The sequence below is a fragment of the Rheinheimera sp. MM224 genome (genome assembly GCF_947090785.1).
Taxonomy (GTDB): domain Bacteria; phylum Pseudomonadota; class Gammaproteobacteria; order Enterobacterales; family Alteromonadaceae; genus Pararheinheimera.
Genome location: NZ_OX352320.1, coordinates 3,676,383 through 3,699,782, shown reverse-complemented (window position 1 = coordinate 3,699,782; position 23,400 = coordinate 3,676,383). Strand labels below are relative to the sequence as shown.

The 23,400-nt window shown below is 47.0% G+C and carries 17 protein-coding genes; 4 read left to right on the top strand and 13 right to left on the bottom strand.

Going from position 1 to position 23,400, the window contains the following annotated elements; genetic code table 11:
- Positions 1-69: 69 nt before the first annotated feature.
- From OM978_RS17405 to OM978_RS17385, 5 genes are all read right to left on the bottom strand, one after another.
- Positions 70-7,035 carry a M36 family metallopeptidase gene (locus OM978_RS17405; RefSeq protein WP_264343548.1) on the bottom strand — a complete coding sequence of 2,322 codons (6,966 nt, stop codon included), beginning with the start codon at positions 7,033-7,035 and terminating at the stop codon, positions 70-72.
- Between the two features lie 168 nt (positions 7,036-7,203).
- A complete protein-coding gene (locus OM978_RS17400; RefSeq protein ID WP_264343546.1) occupies positions 7,204-10,032 on the bottom strand; it encodes a serine/threonine-protein kinase in 2,829 nt (942 codons plus the stop codon).
- 6 nt (positions 10,033-10,038) lie between these two features.
- Positions 10,039-10,656, bottom strand: coding sequence for an ECF-type sigma factor (locus OM978_RS17395; RefSeq protein WP_264343545.1), 618 nt, complete (start codon positions 10,654-10,656; stop codon positions 10,039-10,041).
- Between the two features lie 179 nt (positions 10,657-10,835).
- Positions 10,836-12,320, bottom strand: a complete 1,485-nt coding sequence (locus OM978_RS17390) for an NAD-dependent succinate-semialdehyde dehydrogenase (protein ID WP_264343544.1) — start codon at positions 12,318-12,320, stop codon at positions 10,836-10,838.
- Between the two features lie 88 nt (positions 12,321-12,408).
- On the bottom strand, positions 12,409-13,617 hold the full coding sequence (locus OM978_RS17385; protein ID WP_264343543.1) for a DNA-processing protein DprA: 1,209 nt from the start codon (positions 13,615-13,617) through the stop codon (positions 12,409-12,411).
- 329 nt (positions 13,618-13,946) lie between these two features.
- Here OM978_RS17385 and OM978_RS17380 point away from each other — a divergent pair, with 329 nt between their 5' ends.
- Genes OM978_RS17380 through OM978_RS17370 form a run of 3 tightly spaced genes read left to right on the top strand, consistent with a single transcriptional unit; the run spans position 13,947 to position 15,797 of the window.
- On the top strand, positions 13,947-14,867 hold the full coding sequence (locus OM978_RS17380; RefSeq protein WP_264343542.1) for a retron St85 family effector protein: 921 nt from the start codon (positions 13,947-13,949) through the stop codon (positions 14,865-14,867).
- The gene (locus tag OM978_RS17375; protein ID WP_264343541.1) at positions 14,857-15,141 is read left to right on the top strand and encodes a hypothetical protein; all 285 of its coding nucleotides are present in this window, start codon (positions 14,857-14,859) and stop codon (positions 15,139-15,141) included. The genes OM978_RS17380 and OM978_RS17375 overlap by 11 nt, the downstream gene beginning before the upstream one ends.
- Positions 15,142-15,152: 11 nt before the next feature.
- Positions 15,153-15,797, top strand: a complete 645-nt coding sequence (locus OM978_RS17370) for a reverse transcriptase domain-containing protein (RefSeq protein ID WP_264343540.1) — start codon at positions 15,153-15,155, stop codon at positions 15,795-15,797.
- A gap of 58 nt (positions 15,798-15,855) precedes the next feature.
- Here the strand turns inward: OM978_RS17370 and OM978_RS17365 are convergent, their stop codons facing one another.
- Genes OM978_RS17365 through OM978_RS17350 form a run of 4 tightly spaced genes read right to left on the bottom strand, consistent with a single transcriptional unit; the run spans position 15,856 to position 18,316 of the window.
- On the bottom strand, positions 15,856-17,103 hold the full coding sequence (locus OM978_RS17365) for an RNA polymerase sigma factor (protein ID WP_264343539.1): 1,248 nt from the start codon (positions 17,101-17,103) through the stop codon (positions 15,856-15,858).
- A gap of 4 nt (positions 17,104-17,107) precedes the next feature.
- Positions 17,108-17,515: a YciI family protein gene (locus OM978_RS17360; RefSeq protein ID WP_264343538.1), complete on the bottom strand. Its 408-nt coding sequence runs from the start codon at positions 17,513-17,515 to the stop codon at positions 17,108-17,110.
- Between the two features lies 1 nt (position 17,516).
- Positions 17,517-17,861, bottom strand: a complete 345-nt coding sequence (locus OM978_RS17355) for a YciI family protein (protein ID WP_233008255.1) — start codon at positions 17,859-17,861, stop codon at positions 17,517-17,519.
- Positions 17,862-17,887: 26 nt separating this feature from the next.
- Positions 17,888-18,316: a YybH family protein gene (locus OM978_RS17350; RefSeq protein WP_264343537.1), complete on the bottom strand. Its 429-nt coding sequence runs from the start codon at positions 18,314-18,316 to the stop codon at positions 17,888-17,890.
- A 180-nt stretch (positions 18,317-18,496) separates the two neighbouring features.
- Here OM978_RS17350 and OM978_RS17345 point away from each other — a divergent pair, with 180 nt between their 5' ends.
- Positions 18,497-19,507: a sensor domain-containing diguanylate cyclase gene (locus OM978_RS17345; protein WP_264343535.1), complete on the top strand. Its 1,011-nt coding sequence runs from the start codon at positions 18,497-18,499 to the stop codon at positions 19,505-19,507.
- Here OM978_RS17345 and OM978_RS17340 read toward each other — a convergent pair.
- From OM978_RS17340 to bla, 4 genes are all read right to left on the bottom strand, one after another.
- A complete protein-coding gene (locus OM978_RS17340) occupies positions 19,504-20,517 on the bottom strand; it encodes an alpha/beta hydrolase family protein (protein ID WP_264343534.1) in 1,014 nt (337 codons plus the stop codon). The two genes, OM978_RS17345 and OM978_RS17340, sit on opposite strands and share 4 nt — an antisense overlap.
- Positions 20,518-20,652: 135 nt before the next feature.
- On the bottom strand, positions 20,653-21,111 hold the full coding sequence (locus OM978_RS17335; RefSeq protein ID WP_264343533.1) for a hypothetical protein: 459 nt from the start codon (positions 21,109-21,111) through the stop codon (positions 20,653-20,655).
- Entirely contained in the window at positions 21,111-22,262 is a 1,152-nt protein-coding gene (locus OM978_RS17330) for a PepSY-associated TM helix domain-containing protein (RefSeq protein WP_264343532.1), read from the bottom strand. The genes OM978_RS17335 and OM978_RS17330 overlap by 1 nt, the downstream gene beginning before the upstream one ends.
- A gap of 120 nt (positions 22,263-22,382) precedes the next feature.
- Entirely contained in the window at positions 22,383-23,300 is a 918-nt protein-coding gene (bla, locus tag OM978_RS17325; protein ID WP_264343531.1) for a subclass B3 metallo-beta-lactamase, read from the bottom strand.
- Positions 23,301-23,400 lie beyond the last annotated feature (100 nt).

The window sequence follows — 23,400 nt, the reverse complement described above, 5'->3', positions numbered from 1 at the left end:
AGCCGGAGTTTTCAGGCTCCGGCCGGGGGCAAAACAACACGCAAGGATGAGGCAGTGTTGTTTTGTTTGTTACACTTTACGACGTCTTAAGCACAGTGGCAGTAACAGCAGGCTGAACCAGCCTATGGCTCCACCGCTGCTGCTTTCAGGTTTAGCCGCTGCTGGTGGTGTCGCTCCCTGAGCTGGTGGTGCAGTCACTGGTGCTGTTGCTGGTTGTTCTGCTGCTTTAAACTTTAACGTCAGTTCAGCATTTCCACCTAAAGCCACCTGGTACAAGCTTGATGTGGGTTGTTCCAGCTTCAGCTTAAACTGGGTGCCTGCTGTTTTGGCTAATAGATTGATCTGAATATATTTAGGTTCAGTATCATTGGCAGCCCATTGCAATACACCGGATTGTTGCTGATAGTCAGTGCCCGCTTTGGCTGTATCATCCACAGTACTCCATGGCAGGGTTAACACGCCGCTATGGTTGCCAGATCTGCTGATTTGCACTTCAACAAAAGTGGCGCTGCTGTCGACGTCTAGCTCGGCCTGAGCAAATTGTAAGCTATCAGTCGCCGGATCAGTTTGGTTGATATGCAGCAAAAACAAGTCTAATGATCCACCTAAGGTTGGTTGAAAAGCGCCTTCAGTAACTGGGATATCAGCAGATTCAGTGCTTCCTAACACCCAGATCCCTTCGTCTGAAATAGCAATATTGCGCGCAAAGTCAAAACCTTCACCACCATGGCGACCAGACCAGACAATAGCAGGAACTGTAGGTTTGTTATTATCAACTGGCCCCAGCTTTACAACGACCGCATCTGCCGCTTTGCTGACTTGCATACCGGCGGGTGGATTCACTAAAGGAAAGTTTGCCCACATAGCCGAGCCAGCCAAATACACATTGCCTGCTCCATCCGCTTTCATATCCCATAACTCTTCTGGTACTGGCAGTAAGTCACCATTACCTCCATTGTCACCACCTAATGTGGTGGCATAGATTATTTCACCCTCAGGACTGAATTTGGTGACATACATATCTCCAAAGGCATCCATGGTGGTTTTTATACTGTGCAGATAAGGAAACTCAACCCAGGAGCCTGTCATACCGGCAATATAGGCGTTACCTGCGTCATCCACATCAACTGATGCAACATACTCGCTGTGATTACCGCCAAAATAGCTGGAGTAACTAATATCTGAACCATCAGCTTTTAGCTTCATCACAAAAGCGTCTGCAGCAATGCTGTTACCGAACTCTTCATTCGCTCTGTTAATTTCTGCCTGGGCTGCATTTTTCACCGGGAAATCAACAGAACGTGTTTCACCAGCTATAAAATAATGTTTTTCCTCTTTATCCATAGTAATGGACATCACTTCATCATTACCGCTTAAACCCCCTATATAGCTGGCAAAGAGTAATTGGTTACCTGCTGCTGAAAATTTAGCGATAAAACCTTCGGTATAATCCGGGCTTTTGGTATCTAGCAATGGGTTTTTCAACGGTAAATCACCTGACGATGTGCCGCCTACTATAGTCACCTTGCGGGTTGCATCGACATAAATATCGTTAGCAAAAATACCCATAAATTCAGACCAGCTGCTGTATAAGGTTGAAAACAACAACTGACTACCGTCGTTACTTATCTTACTGATAATGACACTACAGGTATCTGCCATTGGAAACTGAAAAGGGTTGACCAAAGGGTATTCTGTTGAGCACGTTTCACCTGTGATATAAGCGTTATCTTCACTGTCCAGTGCCAGACCTTTAAAAAACTCTCCCCGTTCACCCCCTATAAAAGTGGAGTAAATCAGCTCTTTACCATCCGCTGAAAAGCGGCTGATAAAACCATCCATAATAAAATCGCCGTCGCCGACCCAGACTTCGGCGTCGTAAACTCCTTCAGTAGAAGGAAAATTGGCAGACTGTGTGACACCTGTAACAACAATGTCACCGTTGGCTGCAATTTCAATATCGCCAGGTGTCTCGTAATCGTTTCCTCCCAGATAGCTGCTGTAATCCAGAATAGGGTCGATCACCAGTTGCTTGCTTTGGTCATAGTTATCCAACTCAAAACCAACCAGCCAGCCTTGATTGTTTTTGGCAAGGGTGTAACTGCTTTTCACCATGTGCTTATTGCCAGCCAACTCTTGATACACCACCGGTGCCTGTAGCCGGACTTCCTTGTCACCTAAAGTTAATACCAGAGCGCCGTCAGTATCTACCTTAGCTTGCTCAGCGCCTTTGTAGAGCATCTGAATTTGTTTGTAATCAATGTTTGGCTCCAGCACAAAGTCGTATTCCAGCATATTTTGTTTGCCGTAATACACCAGATCTATACCAGGATACACTTCGTTGTAACGCACCTGAGCGTAGTTAGGGACTTGCTGTTGCCACTGCTTTTTATCTTTGCCGATGAAGTAGTTCGACTTCGCAGTTTTTATGTTTTCACCAACAATCGCTGAGGTTTTCGCAGCGCCCACTAAGCTGGAACGTAATACAGCTCCGTTTTTTTGTTTTGGGTCGTGCAAAGACAATACAGTTTCCTGCTCTGCCAGAAACAGCTGGTAACCTTTGCCTCTGAGCAGGAACTTTACCTCTTCGTCCATCTGGCCCTGATTCTTTTCAAAGCTAAGTGGGGACTTCGCCAGTTGTTCTGCAACAACTGGGCTGATATCTGCAGTAGTGCTTTGCTCTGAGCTTTGTGCAGGCAAGGCGATGGCTGCAGCTAAAGCAGATGCCAGCACAGATACTTTAGTTTTTAACGAGTTTTGAGTTGTGGTTGACATAACTGAATTCCGTTGTTGTTGGCGTGCCGGGCGTAAACGACCTGCTGCACCTAATAACGCCAGTAACCAAAGTGGCGATACTGACCCACTGGATTTTTTACCAGGTTGGGCTTCAGGAGGTAAAACGACAGCAGCTTTGTATTTCACTGTTACTTCAGTGGTTGCTTTTGTGTTTTGATCTCTGTCTGTAGCCGTTAGCTCAAAACCTAAGCTTTGATCTGCCGTCACATCAGGTGCGACGAAAGAAGCAGTCAGGCTGGTGGCATTGGTTAATGTCACGGCCGGGCCTGCAACCTGAACCCATTGATAAATCAATGTATCCACTCCATCCGGATCTTTGACCTCAGCTGTTAAGCTGACAGTGGTGGCTTTACCGCTGGCATCTGTTTCATCCACACTTTGTGCTGTGGTGCTGATATGAGTCGGCCTGTTATCTGCCACTCCGTCTTCAGTGATCACTGAGCTGAACGGTTTTTCTGCCACACCATCAAAACTGATATGGTCAATCAGCCAACCTGGTGAACCCACAGAGAAGTTAGTGGAGATACGGAAACGGAACTGTACTTTTTCACCTTGTAGCTGATTGCCAAAACTTAAACGGACAGGTTGTAGTATCAGGTCAAAACTGGCGTCATTCACAAAACCAGCAGGCCAGGTATCAAAAGGTGGTACGCCATTCATATCGGTCAGCGAGTAAGCCACACCGTTATAACCACCTTGTTCAAACTCACCGCCAGCAGCTGTCACATCCTGCCACTCTGCACCATCTATGCTGATTTCAATCACGCCTGCATCTACACCTGCTACCAGCGGATTGCCTTCGTCGTCGTAGACCATGCCATCTGCGCTTATCCACTGGAAGCTATACCAATGCTCAAAGTTCAGTGCAAAAGTATCTTCAGTTACTGTCACTTCAGGTGTGATCAGGGATGAAGAGGAGAAGCTATCAGCGGCCAGGCCCCACCATAAAGTTCCGGTGCCAAAAATACTGTCAGCGCTGCTATCTGCTCCCCAATTAAAGTAAGCATTTGGCGCTGCTGCAGAACCTACACCTCCAGTCAGTTCTGTGCTCCAGTCGTAAGCTAAGGTGGCCGGATTATCCAGATTCTCCATGCTACGCTGGTTGTTTAGCAGGTCGTAATTAACAAAAAATACGCCTGTCTGCACTTCGGGTTCAATCACTGCATTTGGATTGGTATTGTCTGTCTGAGGGAACTCGATAGACACTTGCATGGCTTCACCTGTTTTAACCGCAGATTCAAGCTTGACCAATAAAGTCGCTGTGACTGTGTCACCCATAGCCACAGGCTCAAAGTTGATTTCATCGCCTTGCGGATAAGATACGTCAGCCTCTGAACTGAATTTTGCTTTAAATGCGGTAGTCACATCTTCAGTGCCTGTATTGCGCAGAGTCACTGTGAGTTCAGCAGTTTCACCCGGATCCAATACACCGTCATTATCAATCCAGCCTTGAGTACCATCTTCATAAGTAAATGACAGCCTTGCAGTTTCTACTGCTAAGTTGCCTGCTAAAGCGGTAAAGCTTTCACTGACACCCTCCATATAAACACTCTCGCGAGGCGCTGCTACAGCTCCCATGCCCATGCCTCTTTTGGCAAAAGCGTAGGCCATCAGCTTAAAATCCTGAGCGTCTGTAGCGGCCGCTGCAGCAAGCAAAGCATCACGGGCTTCCAGAAAAGTAGGTTGAGCCGGGGTCAGTTTTAAACCTGCAATCACATAATCTTTCATCCGCTCCTGAGCTTGCTGAAAGCTGTATCTGCCATCGTTGAGCAAAGCAGCGTAGACTTCCCATAAGGTATTGGCCCAGATTTCACCCATAGCGTGCACTTCTGGATTATTTGCACCATCTAATGAAGTATTCACCGGGATACCTTGTGGCAGATTGATACCACTTTCCAGGTAGCGGAAGGTCAGGGGGTTAATCAGTAAATTGGTACTGTATGGGTAACGGCGAATACCAAAATACTGGTTGTCATCGACATAGCTGACAGTGCCATAGGGACCTTGGTATTGATTATTAAAAGCCAGTAATTTGTCTTCAGGGCGCACTAATAGCAGCATTGAGGCAAAATCACTCCAGCCTTCACCCAAACCACGACCTTGCTCATTACTCAGGCCCATACCATCACCGACCAGCCGGCCGCTGACATAGTGGAAAAACTCATGAGCAATAATGGCGTTATCAAAAGTACCGTCGCGATTGTCTGTTGCGGTGCGTTTGAGTGTCGTAGTCACTGTATTGCCTCTGATTAGTTGCAGGCGCACTTTGGCTTCCAGATCCATCTGGATCAGTACCACTGGAATAGTGATATCAGGATTTTCGCCACTCATACTGACCAGAGGGCCGAAGGAGTTCATAATGATGACGCCTTTGGCTCCGGCATCCTGCATGTTGGCTACTTTGGTGGTAAAGTCACAACTACCACGCCATAACATGACAATTTTGTCCTGATACAGTTCTGGCTCTTCAACTTCGACACAAGCATCCCCTGGTGCATCGTCGTCGTCTTCATCGGCGTTGTTAATAAAAAATACCACATCACCAGTCAGATCAAAGTTCTGCGGACCAAAGTTGGCGACGGAAAACTCTGTAGCCCCTATACCTGCAAAACTCACTTCACCAATCACTGGAGCGCGGAATATATACATTTGCATCCGAGGGCTGATGCCGTCTGGCGGGGTCAGCATATTGGCATTGTTCTGACCGCTGGCATCCTGGGCTTCAGCCAGCAACACATCGCCCTCTACACCACCACGTTCATAGTTATCAGCCTGAGCGTTGCCTGCGGTTTCATCAAAACCATGGTCATACCAATAGTCATGCAGCCAGTTGTTTAAATAAAACAGGTTGACGATAGCGGAGTGGCGAGCCTGATCTGTGTCTGGGTCGGCATCAACTACATGGTCATAAACAAAGCTATTGCTGCCATTAGTTTGGGCTCTGAAATCTGTTCCACCTTCGGTAAAACCGTCATTCGGACCATCGTAGCCTTCGGCATCAGTGAAACCGTCTAAATCGGCATAAGCATCGACGTTATTGCCTTTGGTCTCAGTGGCGCCTTTAACTAACCATGGGTCCTGTGTGCTGATAGGGCCATGCATTAAATTGACTTCGCTCATGGCAGCTCCCACTCGTGGGAAGGGGCCTGTTGGGCCTGAGGAGACGGGCTGAATATCATTGCCTAAAGGGCCATCTAATGGGCCTTGCTCATTGGCATAGACTTTATAAGTGAAGGTGTCGCCATGACTGTGGTTAGCGACCAGATTATTACGCACCAGCACTGAACCGTCTTTGGCATCAATGATATAGCCGTAACCTATTTGATTGGCGCCATCAGCGGATTCACCACTGATAATCACCTGATAGGCCAAAGCTAAACTGCCGTCCGCTTTTGGATACCAGATTTTACGTACATGCTGACCAGAACGGGCTTTTAGCTCAGATGACTGTTTACCTGAGACGGTAAAACTCTGAAATACATTATTGCTGCCATCACTGACAAAGGCCGAGCTATCTAAAGCTCCGCCCGCATCCTGCCAAGCCAGAGACAAAGCTTTTTGTGCTGTTAAGGCGGTGTTGTTTTGTAGCTGATTTGTGGGGGACAGTGCGCTTGATGTATAGACTGAGCTGTTTTGACTGGTCGGCACTTTAGCAAAATAACCAGAAGCAGCTACAGGTTGTAACTGACGGTTCAGTACCACAGCTACCTGACGGCCATAGACTTCTATGCCATTCATTTGTTGTTTATATCTGATGATGACCGGGCCTTTGCCCGTGTCGTGGTACTCGTGCAGTTTTGCCGTATCGATGCTGTCGATATCCAGGCTCATAGTGCCGGTTTTACCTCGTAGAAACTGACGGGCCTGAGCGTCTGCAGCCAGTTTAGGCTCCAGCACAGAGACTGCTTTTTGCGCTGGTGCTGGAGCTGCAAGATTGGATTTAATACCTTGCCGGGCAGCACCGCCTGAGGCAGAAGCTTGCTGATCCGCAGGGCTTGCGAACACAAAAGTAGCAGCTCCCAGCTGGGCGTCGGTCTGGCCTTTATAACCTTGCAGGGCGTGCTGCTGGTTTTGCAGCAACTGTGTTTTAAGTTGTGTTTTGGTTGGGCTTTGCTGTTGCTTCGCCAGTTCTGCATGTTGTGTCAGAAACTGATCATAGTTGGCGGCCGGATGCGCGCCTGCGGCCAGAGCTGATGCCGAAAACAGCGCTGCTTGTACTGCTAATGCTAGTTTTTTCATACTGTAGTCCATGGATTAAGTGAATTTTCGGTAACAGGCTCTGTTTTTGGCCCGCTTTTATCCGTCAATTACCAAGACGTAAAGCAGTCTGAAAATCCTTCACTAAAATGAAATTATTTTTCAATTCAATTGAAATAAAACTATGAGTGATTGGAAAGGGTCTGAAAATCAATTGCTTGTATCGGGCTGCTCGGAAATTTTAAAAGCATCAGCAGCCCTGCCGGAATGGAGTAGCGTGGCTACTTCATGCATATAAGGTAAACGTTCGTCATCAGGGTTCAGTGCGCTCAGCACTTTGATACTTTGAGCCAGCAAAGGGCGCGCTTCGGTTATAGCAGACTCTGTGGTTAAAGCAGCCAGACTGCTGACCAGCAACCAGGACCGTTCTGCCCAGACTTTATGGTTTGAATTGTAACGTTGCTCTGTTAAACGCAAAGCTCTGCGCTGCAACTCAGCTGCTTCCTGATACCGCTGTTGATCAACCAAAGTCTGAGCCAGCGCATCAAGCACAGGGCCGTTATGGTAAGCATCCGGTCCTTCCAGTGCTGTGATTTTTGCTAATGCCTGTCGTTGCAGCTGTTCAGCCTGATCATAGCGTTTCAGCCGGCTTAATGTTCTTCCCCATTCTGCTGCCGCTACATGGACGGAAAAATTGTTTTCGCCTAAAGATTGCAGCTTTAATTCATACACTAGCCGGGCATAACGCTCTGACTGCACGTCATCACCCGTTTGCATATACAAAATAGCTAATTCACCATACAGATTGCGCTGCACATCTTCAGCTCCTTCTGGAATAGCTTGTTGCGCCCGCTGATAAGATAGTTCTGCTTGAGCAAAATGCAACATACGCTGCTGCACATTGCCTTGCTGGATCAGCAGAGCCGCAATCTGGCGGTTTTTGGGCGGCACATGAGGGGTTAAAATATCTATGGCTCTTTGCAGCTGCTGCATGGCCAGATCAAACTGACCAGCACTGGAATACAGCACACCTAAATCGGATAAAGGTTGCCATAAACGGATGGCACGAGGCCCCAGTTCTTGCTCGTAGCGTCTGATGGCTTCCGTCAGCACAGTTTGAGCTTGCTCTGTATAACGGCCCCGCCATAACAAATTGCCGTACAAAGACAAGATATCCGTGGTTTTTGTTGCGGTGTTTCCCAGCTGAGTTTCAGCATCTTGCACTGCACTTTCAATCAGTTGCAATGATTCTGGCTGCACGCCTTGGCGTCCGGCCATAAAATAGGCCAATCTTGCTTTTACCTGCGCAGACTCCAGGCTGTGCTGCCGACCTGATCTGTACAAAATATCCAGCGCCTGATGCAGGCGCGTTTCGGCAATATCCCTGTGATCGTTGGCAAACTCAGCAGCGGCCAGTCGGTATAAGGTACGAGCCACTTCAATGCTTTGTTTACCAAACAATAATTCCTGTTGTGTCAATGCCTGTTGCAAAGCCAAAAGACCTGCACTGAAATCGCCGAGATTAAACTGGATTTCACCGAGTTCACCCAGCAATTCGGCTCTGAGTTCGGGTTCTGCTTTTAGTTCTTCATCCAGCCTGCTGACGGCGCGTTGAACTAACTGCTGCGCTGTACGTTGTTCTGGCAACTGCCTGTTGAGTGGATCCAGTTCAGCAAAAACCGAAATCAGGAAGTTTTTCACGTTTTCTGCTTTGCTGCGTTGCAATTCAGCCTGAAGCGCGGCCTGTTGGGCTGCTTCTGTTTGCCAGACCAGGCCGGTTACACCAGCTGTTAAGAAAAGCAGAGCTATAAAAGCACTGGCGACTATCCATCTGTTACGCCGGACAAATTTACCCATTTGTAATCTGGCAGTCAGAGGGCGGGCTTTGATAGGGAAAAAGCCGAGATACCTTCTGATATCGTCAGCAAGAGCTGTCACAGTCAGATATCGGTCTTCCGGCGTTTTTGCCAAGGCTTTAGCTACTATAACGTCCAGATCACCCCGCAGTTGCCTGGCCAGCTGAGGGGCAGGGCAGGAGCGTGCTGCAGCTATGCTTTCGGCTTCTGGTGCGTGCAGTAATTGCTCACTCATCAATAAAGGCGTCGTGTGTAAAACTTCCTGTTTCCAGCCAAGTGCTGTCAGATCAGGTTTGCCATAAGGCATAGAACCGGTCAGCAGGCGATAAATCAACACACCCAGCGTATAGACATCACAAGAGGTGCTGACTTCCTGACCATTGATTTGCTCAGGCGCAGCGTATTGAGGTGTCAGCGCTTGCGCCAATTCGTCCGGATCCAGCTGTTGTTTATCGGCTTCCACCAGTTTGGCGATACCAAAATCCAGTAGCTTAATGTCGTTGTGTGCAGTGACCAGAATATTGGAGGGTTTTAAATCCCGGTGCACTATCAGTTGGGTGTGAGCATAAGCTATGGTGTCACAGACTTGCAGTATCAGTTGTAGCCTGGCGTTTAAGCTCAGATCTCTGGCATCACACCAGTCATCCAGCCGCTCACCAGCCACATATTCCAGCACAAGGTAAAGTTCGCCTTGATCGGAGATGCCGGCATCTAACAAATGAGCAATATTGGCGTGGGATAAACGTGCTAAAAAACTACCTTCGCGGGAGAATCGTTCACGTATACCTTGTTGATTTAAATGGGAGTGCAGGATTTTTAACGCCACCTGTCCCAGGTAATGACCGTCTGCTCTGTCAGCGAGCCAGACTTCTCCCATCCCCCCTACACCCAACAGGCGTTTCAGCCGGTATTTACCAAATAAAAAACCAGCTTTACGTTCGGTATCATTCCAGCCCGCATTATTAATCAAATCACGGGCTTGGCCTGTCATAAAACTTTGCGAGCGCATGGCTTTGGCGTTGTGCAACAGTCTGGTCACTTCAGGCCGTAACTGTTCATCCGTAAAATGCCAGGCTGCTAACGCCTGAATTCTTTCTGCAGCAGGTAATTCAAATAACTGAGCGTACACCTCCAGTATTTCTGCCCACTGGCTGCTGCTGAGTTGAAGATCTGCTGTGGTCATCCGGGGTTATAACTGGATAGCCTGATACAAAAAGATGCGGGCTTTCTCCCAGCTACGCCATGCGGTGACAGGGGATATCTGTAGCACTTCTGCTATTTCATCCAAAGACAGGCCGCCAAAATAACGCATTTCGACAATCTGACAGCAGCGCTCATCAATATGCTGCAATTGCTGCATTGCATTGTCTAAGGCTTCCACGTCAGGGCTTAACGGCTGTTGTGCAATTTGTTCTGTATGTAAAGTGACAGGACTTGCCACTCCACCACGTTTTTTTGCCTGGCGCTGGCGCACATAATCCACAACGACAGAGCGCATCACTGTGGAGGCGTAAGAAAAAAAGCTGTTTCTGTTCATACCACAAAGTGCATCACGTTGTAATAAACGCAAATAGACTTCGTGTACTAAACCTGGCGCGTCTAGTTGAGTTAAGGTCGATTCACGGGCAAGGCGGCAGCGGGCCAGTTTGTTCAGCTCAGCGTAGACAGTAGAAAACAGCTGATCGAAGCTGGTGTTTTTTTCGGGATCTAACTTAGCCAGTAACTGGGTGATGTCACCTTTGCTGCGTGCTACAACTGGCTGTTTGACCTGTTCCGACGGATGATGGTTAGCTGCAAGTTGTAACATAAACAACACCTCTCTCTTAAGATACTGCGCCAAAATGCCCGAGCTGATTAAAGTTCAGGCGATTGAGTTTGAGCAAACAGAGTGACTTAATTCAGCTATCTAATCTATAAGATGAATAACTTTCAACTGTGAAAAATTGTAATTTTCGATAGCAGGAACGCTGATGACGCAGGCTGAACTTAGCCCAATCCACCTAAGCACAAATACTTCAATTCAGTAAAATCATCCAAGCCATAGCTGGAGCCTTCCCGGCCTAAACCTGATTCTTTGACACCACCAAAAGGGGCCGCTGCATTGGAAATTAAACCTTCATTGATGCCTATCATGCCGTAGTCCAACGCTTTAGCAACACGGAAAATCCGGCCTATATCTCGGCTGTAAAAATAGCTGGCTAGGCCTGTTGGTGTATTGTTGGAGAGCTCTATCGCTTCTTGCTCAGTGTCAAACACACTGACACAAAGCACAGGGCCAAAAATTTCGGTTTGGCTTATTTGCATATCGGCTGTGACGTCTGTGACTATGGTTGGCTGGAAAAACAACGGGCCCAGATCGGCATCAATAGCGCCGCCTAACAGCAGTTCAGCGCCTTGATCGAGCGCCTGATCCAATAACCGGGCTATTTTATCCACAGCGGCCTGGTTAATCAGCGGGCCTATCTGGCAACCAGCCTCTAAACCAGAAGCCAGTTTTAAAGGTGCTGTGGCTTTAATCAACTGAGCTAAAAAAGCATCGTACACAGGGCGCTGGACAAAAACACGATTGACACAAACGCAGGTTTGGCCAGCGTTACGGAATTTAGCGGCCAGCAAACCCTGTACTGCAGTGGCTAAATCGGCATCATCAAATACAATAAATGGTGCGTTGCCACCCAGTTCCATCGAGACTTTTTTTACTGTAGAAGCACACTGCGCTAACAAGGTTTTGCCGACTGGGGTGGAACCGGTAAAGCTAAATTTTGCTACACGGCAGTCTTTGGTCAGCACCTGACCTATAGCTTTAGCATCTGTGCCTGTGACTACATTAAAAACACCTGCGGGAATACCGGCACGGCTGGCCAGTTCAGCCAAGGCTAAAGCCGATAAAGGCGTCAACTCTGCAGGTTTGACTACAAAAGTACAACCCGCAGCCAAAGCCGCAGCCGCTTTACGTAAAATCATTGCATTCGGGAAATTCCACGGCGTAATAGCGGCCACTACACCTATGGCTTGTTTTAGCACCAGAATTTGCTGGTTGGCCTTAGGTGCCGGAATAATATCGCCATTCATACGTTTGGCTTCTTCAGCAAACCAACTGACAAAAGAGGCGCCGTAGCTTATTTCACCTGCTGCTTCGTCTAAGGGTTTGCCTTGCTCCAGGGTTAAAATACGGGCTAAGTCGTGTTGATGCTCCAGCATCAACTGATTCCAGCGCATAAGCTTTGCAGAGCGTTCACCAGCAGTAAGACCAGACCAGCCAGGAAAAGCAGCAGTAGCAGCTGTGACCGCTTGTTCTGCTTCTGCGCTTCCTGCTTCAGCCACTAACGCCAGCAAACTGCCATCAGCAGGATTATGCACAGCGAAATGACCATTGCGGCCACTCTGGAACTGCCCTGCAATATAGCTGCTGTGATGCACCAAAGTGCTGTCTTTAAGCAGAGCGAAAACGCTATTTGTTTGGCTTGTCATGGGCTTAGCTCCGGAGTAGGTCTGGTTTTGCCAGTGTAGCCTGAAAAAGGGGCTCAGGCATCAGGTCCCCATAGTATTGAGGTTCCAATTATTTGCTGTTTTTCAGATACTGATAGCGCACTGGCTGCTGTTGTAGCTGTATCAGTTGTTTGTCTTTAACTGCTCGTTTTAACCATTCGTTAAGCTGAGATGGATGCAATAAGGTTCGAGCGGACAGCTCTTCTGCAGTGACAGGCTTTGCTGCCAGTTTTGATAACGAAATCACAAAAAACTTATAAAAATCAGTGACAGCAAGTTGTTCCGTTGTATCAGCAGGGGCAAATAATTGCTGCTGTTCTTCCGAAACTCTGTGTTCCATAGCTGCAGATACTGGTGCAGAGAACAGCATCTCAGTAGTAAAGGCCTGGATATCCGCTGGGTACCAATGGCCACCTTTGGCCACTAATAGTGAATTTGTAGATTCTGGGTCGGCGCTTGGTTTCACCCAAAGCGGCACCCACTGGTGTTTCAGGTTTTCTTCGGCACCATTTAAGGTTCCGCCTTTTGGCCCTGAATGGACAACTAAAGCAGCATCGGCCAGACAATAGATATACTTATTCCGTGCCATTGCATTGCCGGCATTAAAGCCCGCTTCAGGATAAAAAGGTGAAACCAGAACCAGTTGACCATCCATCAGAGCCTGACGCCATTTTGCACTGGTTGCCGACTGAAGTAAGCTGTCCGCCATCACACCAACGACTTGACCACCTTGTTTGATGGCGCCGAGCATAGCTGCTTCATCCACACCACGTGCACCACCAGATACCACAGTAACAGCTTCTGCAGCAGCTTTGGCTGCAAGCTGTTGGGTAAATAGCAGGTCGGCTTCCACCGCATTACGTGAACCCACTACAGCTAAGCCACCGCTATGAAGTAACTCTTTATTGCCGCAGCCAAACAGCACGGGTGGGCAATCATTTTTTAGTTTAGTTTTGAGGCGTTTGGGATAATCAGAGTCAGAACGTGTTACCACCCATAAACCTGCTCTGTGCCATTTTTCCATCGCCAGCGCCAGGCTATGACCTCTGCCTAATAACAACAAAATACGTTCGGTGGTGATGCGGTTATCATTCCAGCTTGTTAACAAGGGCTGTGGGTTTGCTACCAATAAGTCGGCGGGCGATAGCATTTTGTCTTTTAGCCATAAGGCAAAACGGCCCCATTCACCATTACTTAATGGTTTTATACTTTCATTGCTGGCTTTGCCAAAGTAGCAAGTGAGCAACAAAATAGCCTGGGCTGCACTGGATAAATTCATTAATCATGTACCGAAGTCGAAGCTAAGGCTGCCGGGTAAACAGGCCCGCAGCCGTGTTGTCTGAGTAATGCTGCGATCACTGTCAGTGTCCAGCCTGAGTCCACTATATCCATCGCACATGATTTTATTGTATTGAATTATCGTCGATGTGCATGCTAATTTAATCTTGTACCTAGCATATGTGGTTTTGCCGCATCGGGACATGAGTCATGTTCTGCCTAGAATTTTTAGTTTTCTCTCGAAACATCCGATCACGTATACGCTCGTCAGCGTATCCGCGAGCGGATGTTTCGGCCGCTCCAAGTAGGTACAATAAATGGCGAATGGATATGCTGATAGACAAAAATAATAAGAATATAGTAAATGCTCTTGGACAAATATCTAAATGTCTCAGGCATTCTAAGATACAACTCCCTGATTCCAGTTCACGGTATAAATTCGTATTTCTATGTGGGGCTAATAAAGCCACTTCTGAGGTCTCTGAGCGAAGAACGGCTGTTATTGACTTCGCAAGAAAACAGCTTCCCAATACAAAAGTCTTGCTAGCTGAAGAAATGTTTAAAACCCTAAAGATAGAGGGACACAAAGGGAACATACTCGATGTTGAGGATCTAATATCTAAGTTTTCTGACTTCATAATTATAATTTTGGAGAGTCCCAGTGCATTCGCTGAGTTAGGGGCATTTGCTAATCCGCAACTTAGAGACAAGCTAATAATCATCAATGACGAACAATACAGAACATCTGAGAGCTTTATCAATCTTGGCCCTATTGCTGCGGTTGAAGAGAATTCAGGAACAGAACGTGTTATCCATTATCGTATGAATTCGAACGGAATAAATGTTAGAGATTCAATCGGGGATATCTATCCTGAGTTGTACGACCTGCTGTCGAAACCTGTAGCTGTAAAAGATAGTGCTATAAACATTCACACCTTGGATCCTTCGCTTGTCTTTGACAAGAAATCAGTGCTATTCATTCATGATTTAATTTACATTCTGGGGCCAGTTACTCATAAAGAGCTTATAGAGGCGGTTAAGTTAATTTTTGGTGTAAGAAACCATAAATACGTGGTTCATATTATCGCCGTGCTTAAAGCATTTGGATCTGTTTCCAAAGACGATAACGATCGATATAAAAGCGCAGTCAACTCGTTGTATTTCTCTTACAAGTTTGATCTGGATAAAGTCATTGCGACTTTCCGCAATCATACTATGAAGTACCATTCAAGGCGGCTCTATGGATCTTAAGAGTCGAATATGTAAAGACTTACAAATTCCTGAAACGCTCTTTGATAGCTCTGTATCTAATGCCAGAAGAGCTGTATATCAGTTTAAAATTCCCAAAAAAAATGGCGATGACCGGACTATTTATCAGGCGGCAGCGAAAACCAAAACTATCCAGTACTGGTTACTCAAAAATATTTTCGAAAAGGTGAAAAGCCATCCTTCATCCATGGCATTCTCACAAGGTTGCTCCATTCTTAAAAATGCAGAACGTCACCAGAACAACAGATTTTTTTAAAAATTGATCTATTGAATTTTTTTCCATCCGTCACTTTTGAAGATGTTAAAGGTGCATTGATAAAGAATTGGGAGCAAATTGATTCTTTGCCACCTGACAAGGAGCTGTTTGAACTAATAAGAACTGTCTGTTTTTTCAAAGGAGATATTTTACCTATTGGGTACCCAACCTCCCCGATTTTGAGCAACATCGCGATGCTTAACTTTGATGAGACTGTTATGTCTGCTCTGGAGTCATCTTTCGGTGTAGAGGTTACCTATACCAGATATGCTGACGATATGATTTTTTCGACAAATTTACCGGGTAGGACACATGAAGTATTTAAGTTAATTCAAAAGTTAATTACTGCGAATAAATCACCAAAAATATCAATAAATCCAGATAAAACAACTTCAGGTAGCAGTTCCGGTGGTAGTGCGATAGTTACTGGTATAAAGATATGCCCGAATCACCTCACTATAACTAAAAAACAGAAAGACGAAATTCGGCTTCTGTTGTCTCTTTACTCGAAAGGGCGTTTACGTCGTTCAGATTACGAGAGAACTATCGGACTTATCTCATTTGCAAGGAATGTCGACCCTAGTTTTTTTACCAGAGTCTCTGAGAGGTTTTTTAGAGAGATTCGAGCAATTAAAAAAGAGCTGGCTGAAGCTTGATTCTGACGAGATGTCGTTCGTTTTAGAATTCAAAGAAAGCACTGATTAAATATCAAGGCTAACTAAGACTCTCCAAACGCTTTTGCAAAAAGCGCTGTTCCGCCTGTTGTGTGGTTTTGTTAAGCGCTTGCTGGTAATAAAAGCGGGCTTGTTGGGTCAGGCCGAGTTTTTGGTGCAGGTCTGCTAAAGCAGCGTCGAGCAGGTGATACTGTGCTAGTTCGCCACTTTGTTCCAGTGCCAGTAATGGCGGTAATGCAGCAGCCGGGCCTTGCGCCATGCTGATGGCTACAGCGCGGTTTAACAGCACCACAGGTGAGGCTTCGAAGCGATACAGCACATCGTACAAAGCGACAATTTGTGGCCAGTCGGTACTTGCTGCATCCGGGCTTTCGGCATGAAGTGCGGCAATAGCTGCCTGCAAACCATAAGGACCAATACGACGGCCTGTTAAAGAGCGTTCTACCAGCTGAACTCCTTGTTGGATCAGGGACTGGTCCCATAAGCTTCTGTCTTGATCGGCCAGTAATATCAGATCGCCTTTTTGATCGATGCGGGCATGACGCCGTGATTCCTGCAACAGTAACAAAGCCAATAAGCCCATAGTTTCAGAGTCGGGTCGTAACTCCAGCAATAAAAAACCAAGTCGTATGGCCTGAGCTGACAGCTCTGCACACAGCAACTGATCGCCCGAACTTTGGCTATAGCCTTCGTTAAACAGCAGATAAATCACCTTAAGCACAACATCCAGCCGCTCTGGTAATTGCTCTGGAGTGGGGATTTCGTAAGGAATAGCGGCGTCCCGGATTTTGTTTTTCGCCCGCACTATACGTTGGGCTATGGTGACCGGGCTGGTGAGAAAAGCTTTGGCAATTTGCTCTGTCGTCAGGCCACAAATTTCGCGTAAGGTGAGCGCAATTTGGGCTTCGGTGGATAAAGCCGGGTGACAGCAGGTAAATATCAGTCGCAACTCATCGTCTTGCCAGTTTTGATGATCTGCTTCATCAGCCTGAAAAGCTTCTATATCTTCACCTTGTTCGGCAAGCCATTGCTGCTGATAGTTACGCTGGGTTTTGTAGTGCCGGATTTTATCTATGGCTTTAAATCGCCCTGTGGATACTAACCAGGCTCTGGGTTGTTCCGGTAACCCATCGACTGGCCATTGTTGTAAAGCACAGGCAAAGGCGTCTTGCAGGGCTTCTTCGGCCAGTTCAAAATCACCCAAAAGCCGGATCAGGGTGGCCAGCACCCTGCGGCTTTCTTGTTGGTATAAAGCCGAAATAGTTTCGGCTGTGACAACCTGGTTCAAAAGTTCAAGAGCTTTGCATGCTGGCGAAGTCGGCAGCAATTTGCTGAATATCTTCAGGAAAATCTTCCATGTCCTGAATTTGCCGCACCTCTATTACTTCGTTATCACCAGCCGGACATAAACTGGCCCAGTGAATAGCTTCGGCTCTGGAATTTACTTTGATCATCCAAAAACCACCTAATACTTCTTTGGTTTCAGTAAAAGGCCCGTCTGTGACCAATGGCTTGCCTGCGGTAAAGCTGACTCGAGCTCCCATAGACGGCGGATGCAAGCCTTCACAGCTCATCAAAATACCTGCTTCCTGCAGCTTTCTGTTGTAGTCCATCATCACTTCTACAGCTGCAGCTTCTGGCATAGCGCCTGGTGCTGCGCTTTCATAACCTTTAGGGATCATCAGTAGCATAAATCTCATGTTACACCTCCAGTTGCCGTATAGGCCGTACTTCAACAGAACCAACACGAGCAGCCGGAATACCGGCAGCAAGCTGTATCGCTTCGTTTAAATCTTTGGCTTCCACCAGATAAAAACCAGCCAGTTGTTCTTTGGTCTCGGCAAAAGGGCCATCGGTTAACAAAGTTTTTCCAGCGCGAACCCTTACAGTGGTGGCTGTGTCTATAGGTTGAAGCGCTTCGGCGGCCAGCATACGGCCACTGTTTTGCACACTGGCTGCGTAAGCAAAACATTCTTCGTCTTTTGGGCTTTCGGGCAGTGAATGCAGCAGCTTTTCATCGCTGTAGACTAAGCATAAATATTTCATGGCAGTTTTCCTTCTTCCGGCCCTTGTTAAGCGTCTGGTGTCAGTTCAAATAATACGGCGCCGGATACCATATCAAAAGGCACAGAAAAATGGTCATGAATAATACGCCATTGGCCTTGTTGCTTTTGCCAGCCTTGAGTCAGACGCATCCAGCAACCCTGAGTTTCGCCTTTTTCATTGCTACCCTCGCAGTAGACTAAAGCATGACTAAAGGCGATTGGGTCGTTTTGCTGGATCTTTAAATCGCGCAGTTCAAACTTCGAATGGCCTCCGGCGCAGAATTCCATGCATTTTTGCCAATGCGCTTTGTAGGCTGATTTACCAATAAACTGCAGTTGAGCAACGGCGTCATAGGCAATCAGTTCATCGGCATAAAAAGCCATGATTTGTTCCATATTCTGACTGGCGACTGCTGTTGCCCATTGTGCTGCTAACTGTTGAATGGATTGAGTCATGTTAAGTTCTCCTTGGGTTGATTCCTTTATTAGTCGATACCGGGTGGGTTGTTTCGACAAGCTTCGAAAAATAATTGGTATTTATTTGCTCTCACTGGCTAAAAGCTACGTACAACATAAACATTCAGCAGGAAATAGTGCTAAAAGGGATATTCAATCCTGCAGCCCATCAGAGTCGTTATGCCACAACGTCACAGTTATACCAGTGTAGCTCTTGAGCAAGCAGCCAGGCCTTTGTTGCAATTGGTGCAGCATTTGACAGGGCTGGACACCACATTTTTAACCCGCATTGACTGGAAGGCACTGACTCAACAAGTGGTGTTAGTTGAAGGGCAATTGACTGTACCGGTGCAGGAAGGGGCTGTGGTGAACTGGTCTGATTCGATGTGCCGTTTGTTATTTGATGCAAATCTGCAGCAGTCTGATGCTGTGCCAGCGTTGTTTCCAACTTCGGCTAGTGCTGCTTTGGGCATGCAAAGCTTTTTTGCTTTGCCTGTTTTATCCGAAGGTAAAACCATTGGCACTTTATGTGGCGCCAGTACTGAAGCAGTGTTGATCTCAGAGCATATCTTCAGCAGTTTAAAGTTGATTGCCGATGCCCTTGCATACCAGATGGCACTGGACCAACAGATGCAGCTGCAACACAAGAAGGCCAAAGTAGCGGAAAAAACTATAGATAAGCTGTATCAACAAGCGCAGCAAATGGAAAATTTAGCCCATACCGATGAGTTGACTGGTCTGGATAACCGCAGAGCTTTTCAGACTAAATTTGAGCAGTACCAGCTTCAGTCAGAAACGCAAGGCACACCTTTAGCCTTGATGATGATTGATATTGACGAGTTTAAACAGCTGAATGACCAGCATGGGCATGAAACCGGTGATTTAGCCTTACAACAACTGGGGTCTGTGTTGGCTGCTGTGGCAAGGCAAAGTGATATAGCCTGTCGTTTAGGCGGTGATGAATTTGTGTTGGCTGCAGCGGATACCACAGCTGAAGGCTTATTGCATCTGGCCACAAGGGTGCAGCAGCAGTTTAAACAGCAGATGCAGCAATCTGGTTTAGAAAGCAGTTTAAGTATAGGTATCGCAAGTACAGTGGAAAGTGCTTTGGATCAGCTGTTGCAACGTGCTGATCAGGCCTTGTATAAAGCGAAAGAGCTTGGGCGGGACAGGGTTGAGCTGGCGGGTTAGGGCGCTGCCACAGGTTTTTGGCTGCTGTGCTGGTGCTGACGAAACCAGTGCAACATAGCCTGGCGTTCCTGCTCTTTGTAGTCAGTTAACAGGTGATCAGCATCGGCAAATTCAATCAGTTTTACCGGGCGATGCAGCTCTGTCAGTTTGGCTGCCAGTCGTTTTGAATTGTCCGGGTGCACTCTTTGGTCTTCACCACCATAGATTAATAGAATAGGTAAGCTCTCAGGTAACTCTTCTGCCCAATACAACACTGAACGCTGTTGCAGTTCTTGCTGTTTGTTTTGATCGTAATTGGGGATCAGGCTGCGGAAAATAATCTCCATCTCTGGCAGACGTGGTAGTTCTGTAATTAAGTCTGTTGGCGCTCCGGTGATGGCCATAGCGCGAATATCATCACGTTGGCGCGCAGTCAGGTAACTCATCATGCCACCTCTGCTGATGCCGTATAAAAAGATATTATCTGCGTCTGCTGCCGGCAGCTTTTTCGCCAGTTCAATTAGCTGGTGAATGTCATTGACGTCAGCGCCACCAAACTGATCTTTACCATAAGTTTGTTGATCTTGTGGCACTGAACCACGGTATTGACTGGCCAGTACAATAAAACCTTGTTGAGCCAAAGGGCTTAATTGGCGCAATACTGAAACAAAATCCAACCGGCCTAAAGCCGAATTACCGCCTCTGTTGTAAATAATCACAGGCCATTTTTTTGTCTGAGAGGTTTTAGGTTGTAAACCCCAGGCTTGCACTAAAAAATTGTCAGACTGGTATTCCAGCTGAGCGCAATCCAACTGTTGTTGGGTGGTTTCGAACTGTTGTTCAGGCAATAACCAGGGGGCGAGCCAGTGGTCCAGCTTGTACCAGGGCGTTTGTTGGCGAATGTCATCGACCAGTTGCTGATAATCAGGATAAAGCTCGAGGCAAGATTGTTGTTTAGCAAAACCGGGCCAGCTGTGGGCCAGGGCGTGGCCTTGATAAGAAAACAGCAGCACCAACCAAAACAGTCTCATAGCCAACCCCGTGAATATTCGCTGTCTGAGTGTAACGCTTTGGCGGGTTAATTTGTGCTTGGTTTTGTAACAAAAGTTAATTCGGGTCAGAGTAAAATTAAGCTTCAGTGCTTAATTTTACTCTGACCCTTAATATTAAGACTGTGGCCAATCCCATGAACCTACATGCAACTTGCCTTGCCAGTCTTCAATCAGTAACCAGACTTTATCACCGGCTTTAGGTTGTGCTGTGGCTTTGGCGTGCACATGCTGAGCAAAAGAGCTGCCATGCAGGATACTCAGGTCGGCTTCGGCGAAGTCTTCGATCGCTGGTTGCTCTGCTGCTATCGCCATGTAAGCCTGACGTATATTGGCCACGCAGCCTTCACAGAATTGCAGGCTGAAATCTTTTACCCAATCACCATGGTGCTGATAAGGTGCATCCAACGTCAGAGGAGTTGGGGTGACTTCAAAAGCGCCAATTTTCTGAGTAGGCCATGAAGGTGGAAACACAGGATTCATCGCTTCATACAAAAACCAGAATGGCAAAATCAGCACTAAAGCATTTAGTTTAAACTTGTTACGTTGCCACCACGTATCTGAGCGTTGTGCCATCAGGAATTTACCTCTGAAGTTGTGTAACTGGTTGCAGGTTCTGCACGGGCCGCTTTGATGGTGCGACTGCCCCAGATCATAAAACCTGTAATAGACATACCGGATAACAGTAAGCCAAACAGGAACCAGATTATTTTGGTCCAGATACCACCTAAAGTGCCGTAATGCAGCGGATCGGCAATATGGCTCAGCACTTCAAGGCCACCCATTTGAGCCGGTGTATGCACATCTGTCACTGCACCTGTCCACGGATTGACTAATACTGAATAAGAGTACTGATCAAAGAATATGGAATCACCTGAACCTGAAATACGATATAAATCACGGTTATGCTCTGGCATCATGATGTAAGCAGGTTGCAACTCTGGCAAGGTTTGCTTGGCAATAACTAACGCATCTTCCAGTGAATAAGGTGGCGTGTGTTTTTGGCCAGCTGCTGGTACTTCAGTTGCCGTCAGAATTTTAGGTTCGTGATAAAAATCAATGTCGTTGTGCCATAAAATAGCCTGCACCAGATACCACAACCCCGTCAGACTCATCACCACTAAAAACCAAATTGACCAGACACCGGCTAAACGGTGTAAGTCAGTCAGCAGCGTTTTACGGCCTTGATTCAACCGCACTTTAGGTTGGGTAAAGGACTTCCAGAAATTTTTATAAATCACTAAACCTGTGATTAAAGACACCAGCATCAGTATGGCCATACCGCTGACCAGGTAATAACCCACGCTGTAACTACTTTCCCAGGGGAATAATAACCAGCCGTGTAACGAACGCATAAAGGTAATAAAGTTCAGGCCGTAGTTCAGCTCTTGCACTGCGCCTGTGTATTGATTGACATAAGCTATGCCAAAAGGGGCTTTAGCTGTGGAGAAGACAATGGCATTCACCAGATAAGGTTCCATCACCAGCACAGTGCCAATTTCAGCGTCTGGCACTTCAGCTTTGACGGCTGCAATCAATTCAGTGGCAGGTTTAACCGGCAGGTTTTGTGGGTTTTCTGCTCTGGCATTGGGGTTGGTCAGCCAGGTCAGTTCATGACTAAAAACAGCAATGGTGCCCGTTAAACACACAGCGCAAAAAATTAACCAGACAGGTAAACCTACCCAGCCATGTAATAAAAACCAGAAGCGTTGTTTTAGTTTAAACACCGGATACTCAGCCTTATTCAGCAAGCTATTAAAATTGGCTTAATAATAATGCGGATAAGAATAGTTATCAATAGAAGATTGGTTAGAGTGCCCCTGTCAAAGCGGGCACTAAGGCGGATATTAGTGAGCTGAACTTTCCTCTGCCAGACGCTTATCCAGCTTTAGACTGGCATTGGCCGCGTAGTCACGACAGCCGTTTGGGTTGACTAAAGCTTGGCTTGGATTAGCATCAAGCCGCTGCCACATCGCGCTGGCACCCGGATGAGGCGTTAGCAAAATGTCACAAGGCAACTGACTGATCTGCTTCAGTGCAGTGCGAAACGAGGCCAGGTAACCTGGATGGCTGTTGTCGTCGCTATAGCGGTATTGGTCGTCTGAAATAGCGGTCAGGCTGTCAATATAGGCCATGTTGCGGCATTGCTTTTCGTCACATGAAGTCCAGGTCCAACTGGTGCTGCCTGGGGTATGTCCGGGTGTAGCCAAAGCCTGTATTTGCAGCGAGCCTGAAATCACCTTCTGATCGTTTCGAATAGTGGTCACCTTTGCCACTGGTTGCATTGCCGATAATTCTAAAAATTGTGGGTCGATCCTGCTATTTTTACCGCTACGCATCACAGCATCTGCCGGGGCTCTGGCATACAGCGGTGCTGTTGTCACCTGTTGCAGATAGGCCAGTCCGCCACTGTGATCATGGTGCTCATGGGACATTAATAACAGACGCACATCCTGTACTTTAAAGCCGAGAGCTTCGATGTTGGCCGCAACCTGTGGTGCAGCTTTTTCAGTGCCACTGTCAATGAGTATATGGCCTTGTGGCGATGTGATTAAAATAGCGCTGATGCCACAAGTACCGACATACCAGCTATTACCAAAAATCTGTCGTGGTGTTGCAGGGGCGTTCCAACTGGCATTATCTGCACAGAGGATAGGAGCTGTGGGTTGCGGCACAGTTGCAGTAGCGACAGGGGCAGTGAGGTTTTGTGCTGAACAAGCAGATAATGCAGCAAGAAGCACCAGTGCCGCCGAATGTTGTTTCATGTAGAACTCCATAGTGACGCAGGCCAGACAATATGCATGCGTTTGATTTCACAGAGCTTATACCAAAGGTTGCTTGAATTACATTGCTTTTTGTCGTGAC

Excerpts from the sequence above, each read along its gene's own strand:
- OM978_RS17405 (WP_264343548.1), bottom strand. The coding sequence starts at position 7,035 with ATGAAAAAACTAGCATTAGCAGTACAAGCAGCGCTGTTTTCGGCATCA.
- OM978_RS17400 (WP_264343546.1), bottom strand. The coding sequence starts at position 10,032 with ATGACCACAGCAGATCTTCAACTCAGCAGCAGCCAGTGGGCAGAAATA.
- OM978_RS17395 (WP_264343545.1), bottom strand. The coding sequence starts at position 10,656 with ATGTTACAACTTGCAGCTAACCATCATCCGTCGGAACAGGTCAAACAG.
- OM978_RS17390 (WP_264343544.1), bottom strand. The coding sequence starts at position 12,320 with ATGACAAGCCAAACAAATAGCGTTTTCGCTCTGCTTAAAGACAGCACT.
- OM978_RS17385 (WP_264343543.1), bottom strand. The coding sequence starts at position 13,617 with ATGAATTTATCCAGTGCAGCCCAGGCTATTTTGTTGCTCACTTGCTAC.
- OM978_RS17380 (WP_264343542.1), top strand. The coding sequence starts at position 13,947 with ATGCTGATAGACAAAAATAATAAGAATATAGTAAATGCTCTTGGACAA.
- OM978_RS17375 (WP_264343541.1), top strand. The coding sequence starts at position 14,857 with ATGGATCTTAAGAGTCGAATATGTAAAGACTTACAAATTCCTGAAACG.
- OM978_RS17360 (WP_264343538.1), bottom strand. The coding sequence starts at position 17,515 with ATGAGATTTATGCTACTGATGATCCCTAAAGGTTATGAAAGCGCAGCA.
- OM978_RS17355 (WP_233008255.1), bottom strand. The coding sequence starts at position 17,861 with ATGAAATATTTATGCTTAGTCTACAGCGATGAAAAGCTGCTGCATTCA.
- OM978_RS17350 (WP_264343537.1), bottom strand. The coding sequence starts at position 18,316 with ATGACTCAATCCATTCAACAGTTAGCAGCACAATGGGCAACAGCAGTC.
- OM978_RS17345 (WP_264343535.1), top strand. The coding sequence starts at position 18,497 with ATGCCACAACGTCACAGTTATACCAGTGTAGCTCTTGAGCAAGCAGCC.
- OM978_RS17340 (WP_264343534.1), bottom strand. The coding sequence starts at position 20,517 with ATGAGACTGTTTTGGTTGGTGCTGCTGTTTTCTTATCAAGGCCACGCC.
- OM978_RS17335 (WP_264343533.1), bottom strand. The coding sequence starts at position 21,111 with ATGGCACAACGCTCAGATACGTGGTGGCAACGTAACAAGTTTAAACTA.
- bla (WP_264343531.1), bottom strand. The coding sequence starts at position 23,300 with ATGAAACAACATTCGGCGGCACTGGTGCTTCTTGCTGCATTATCTGCT.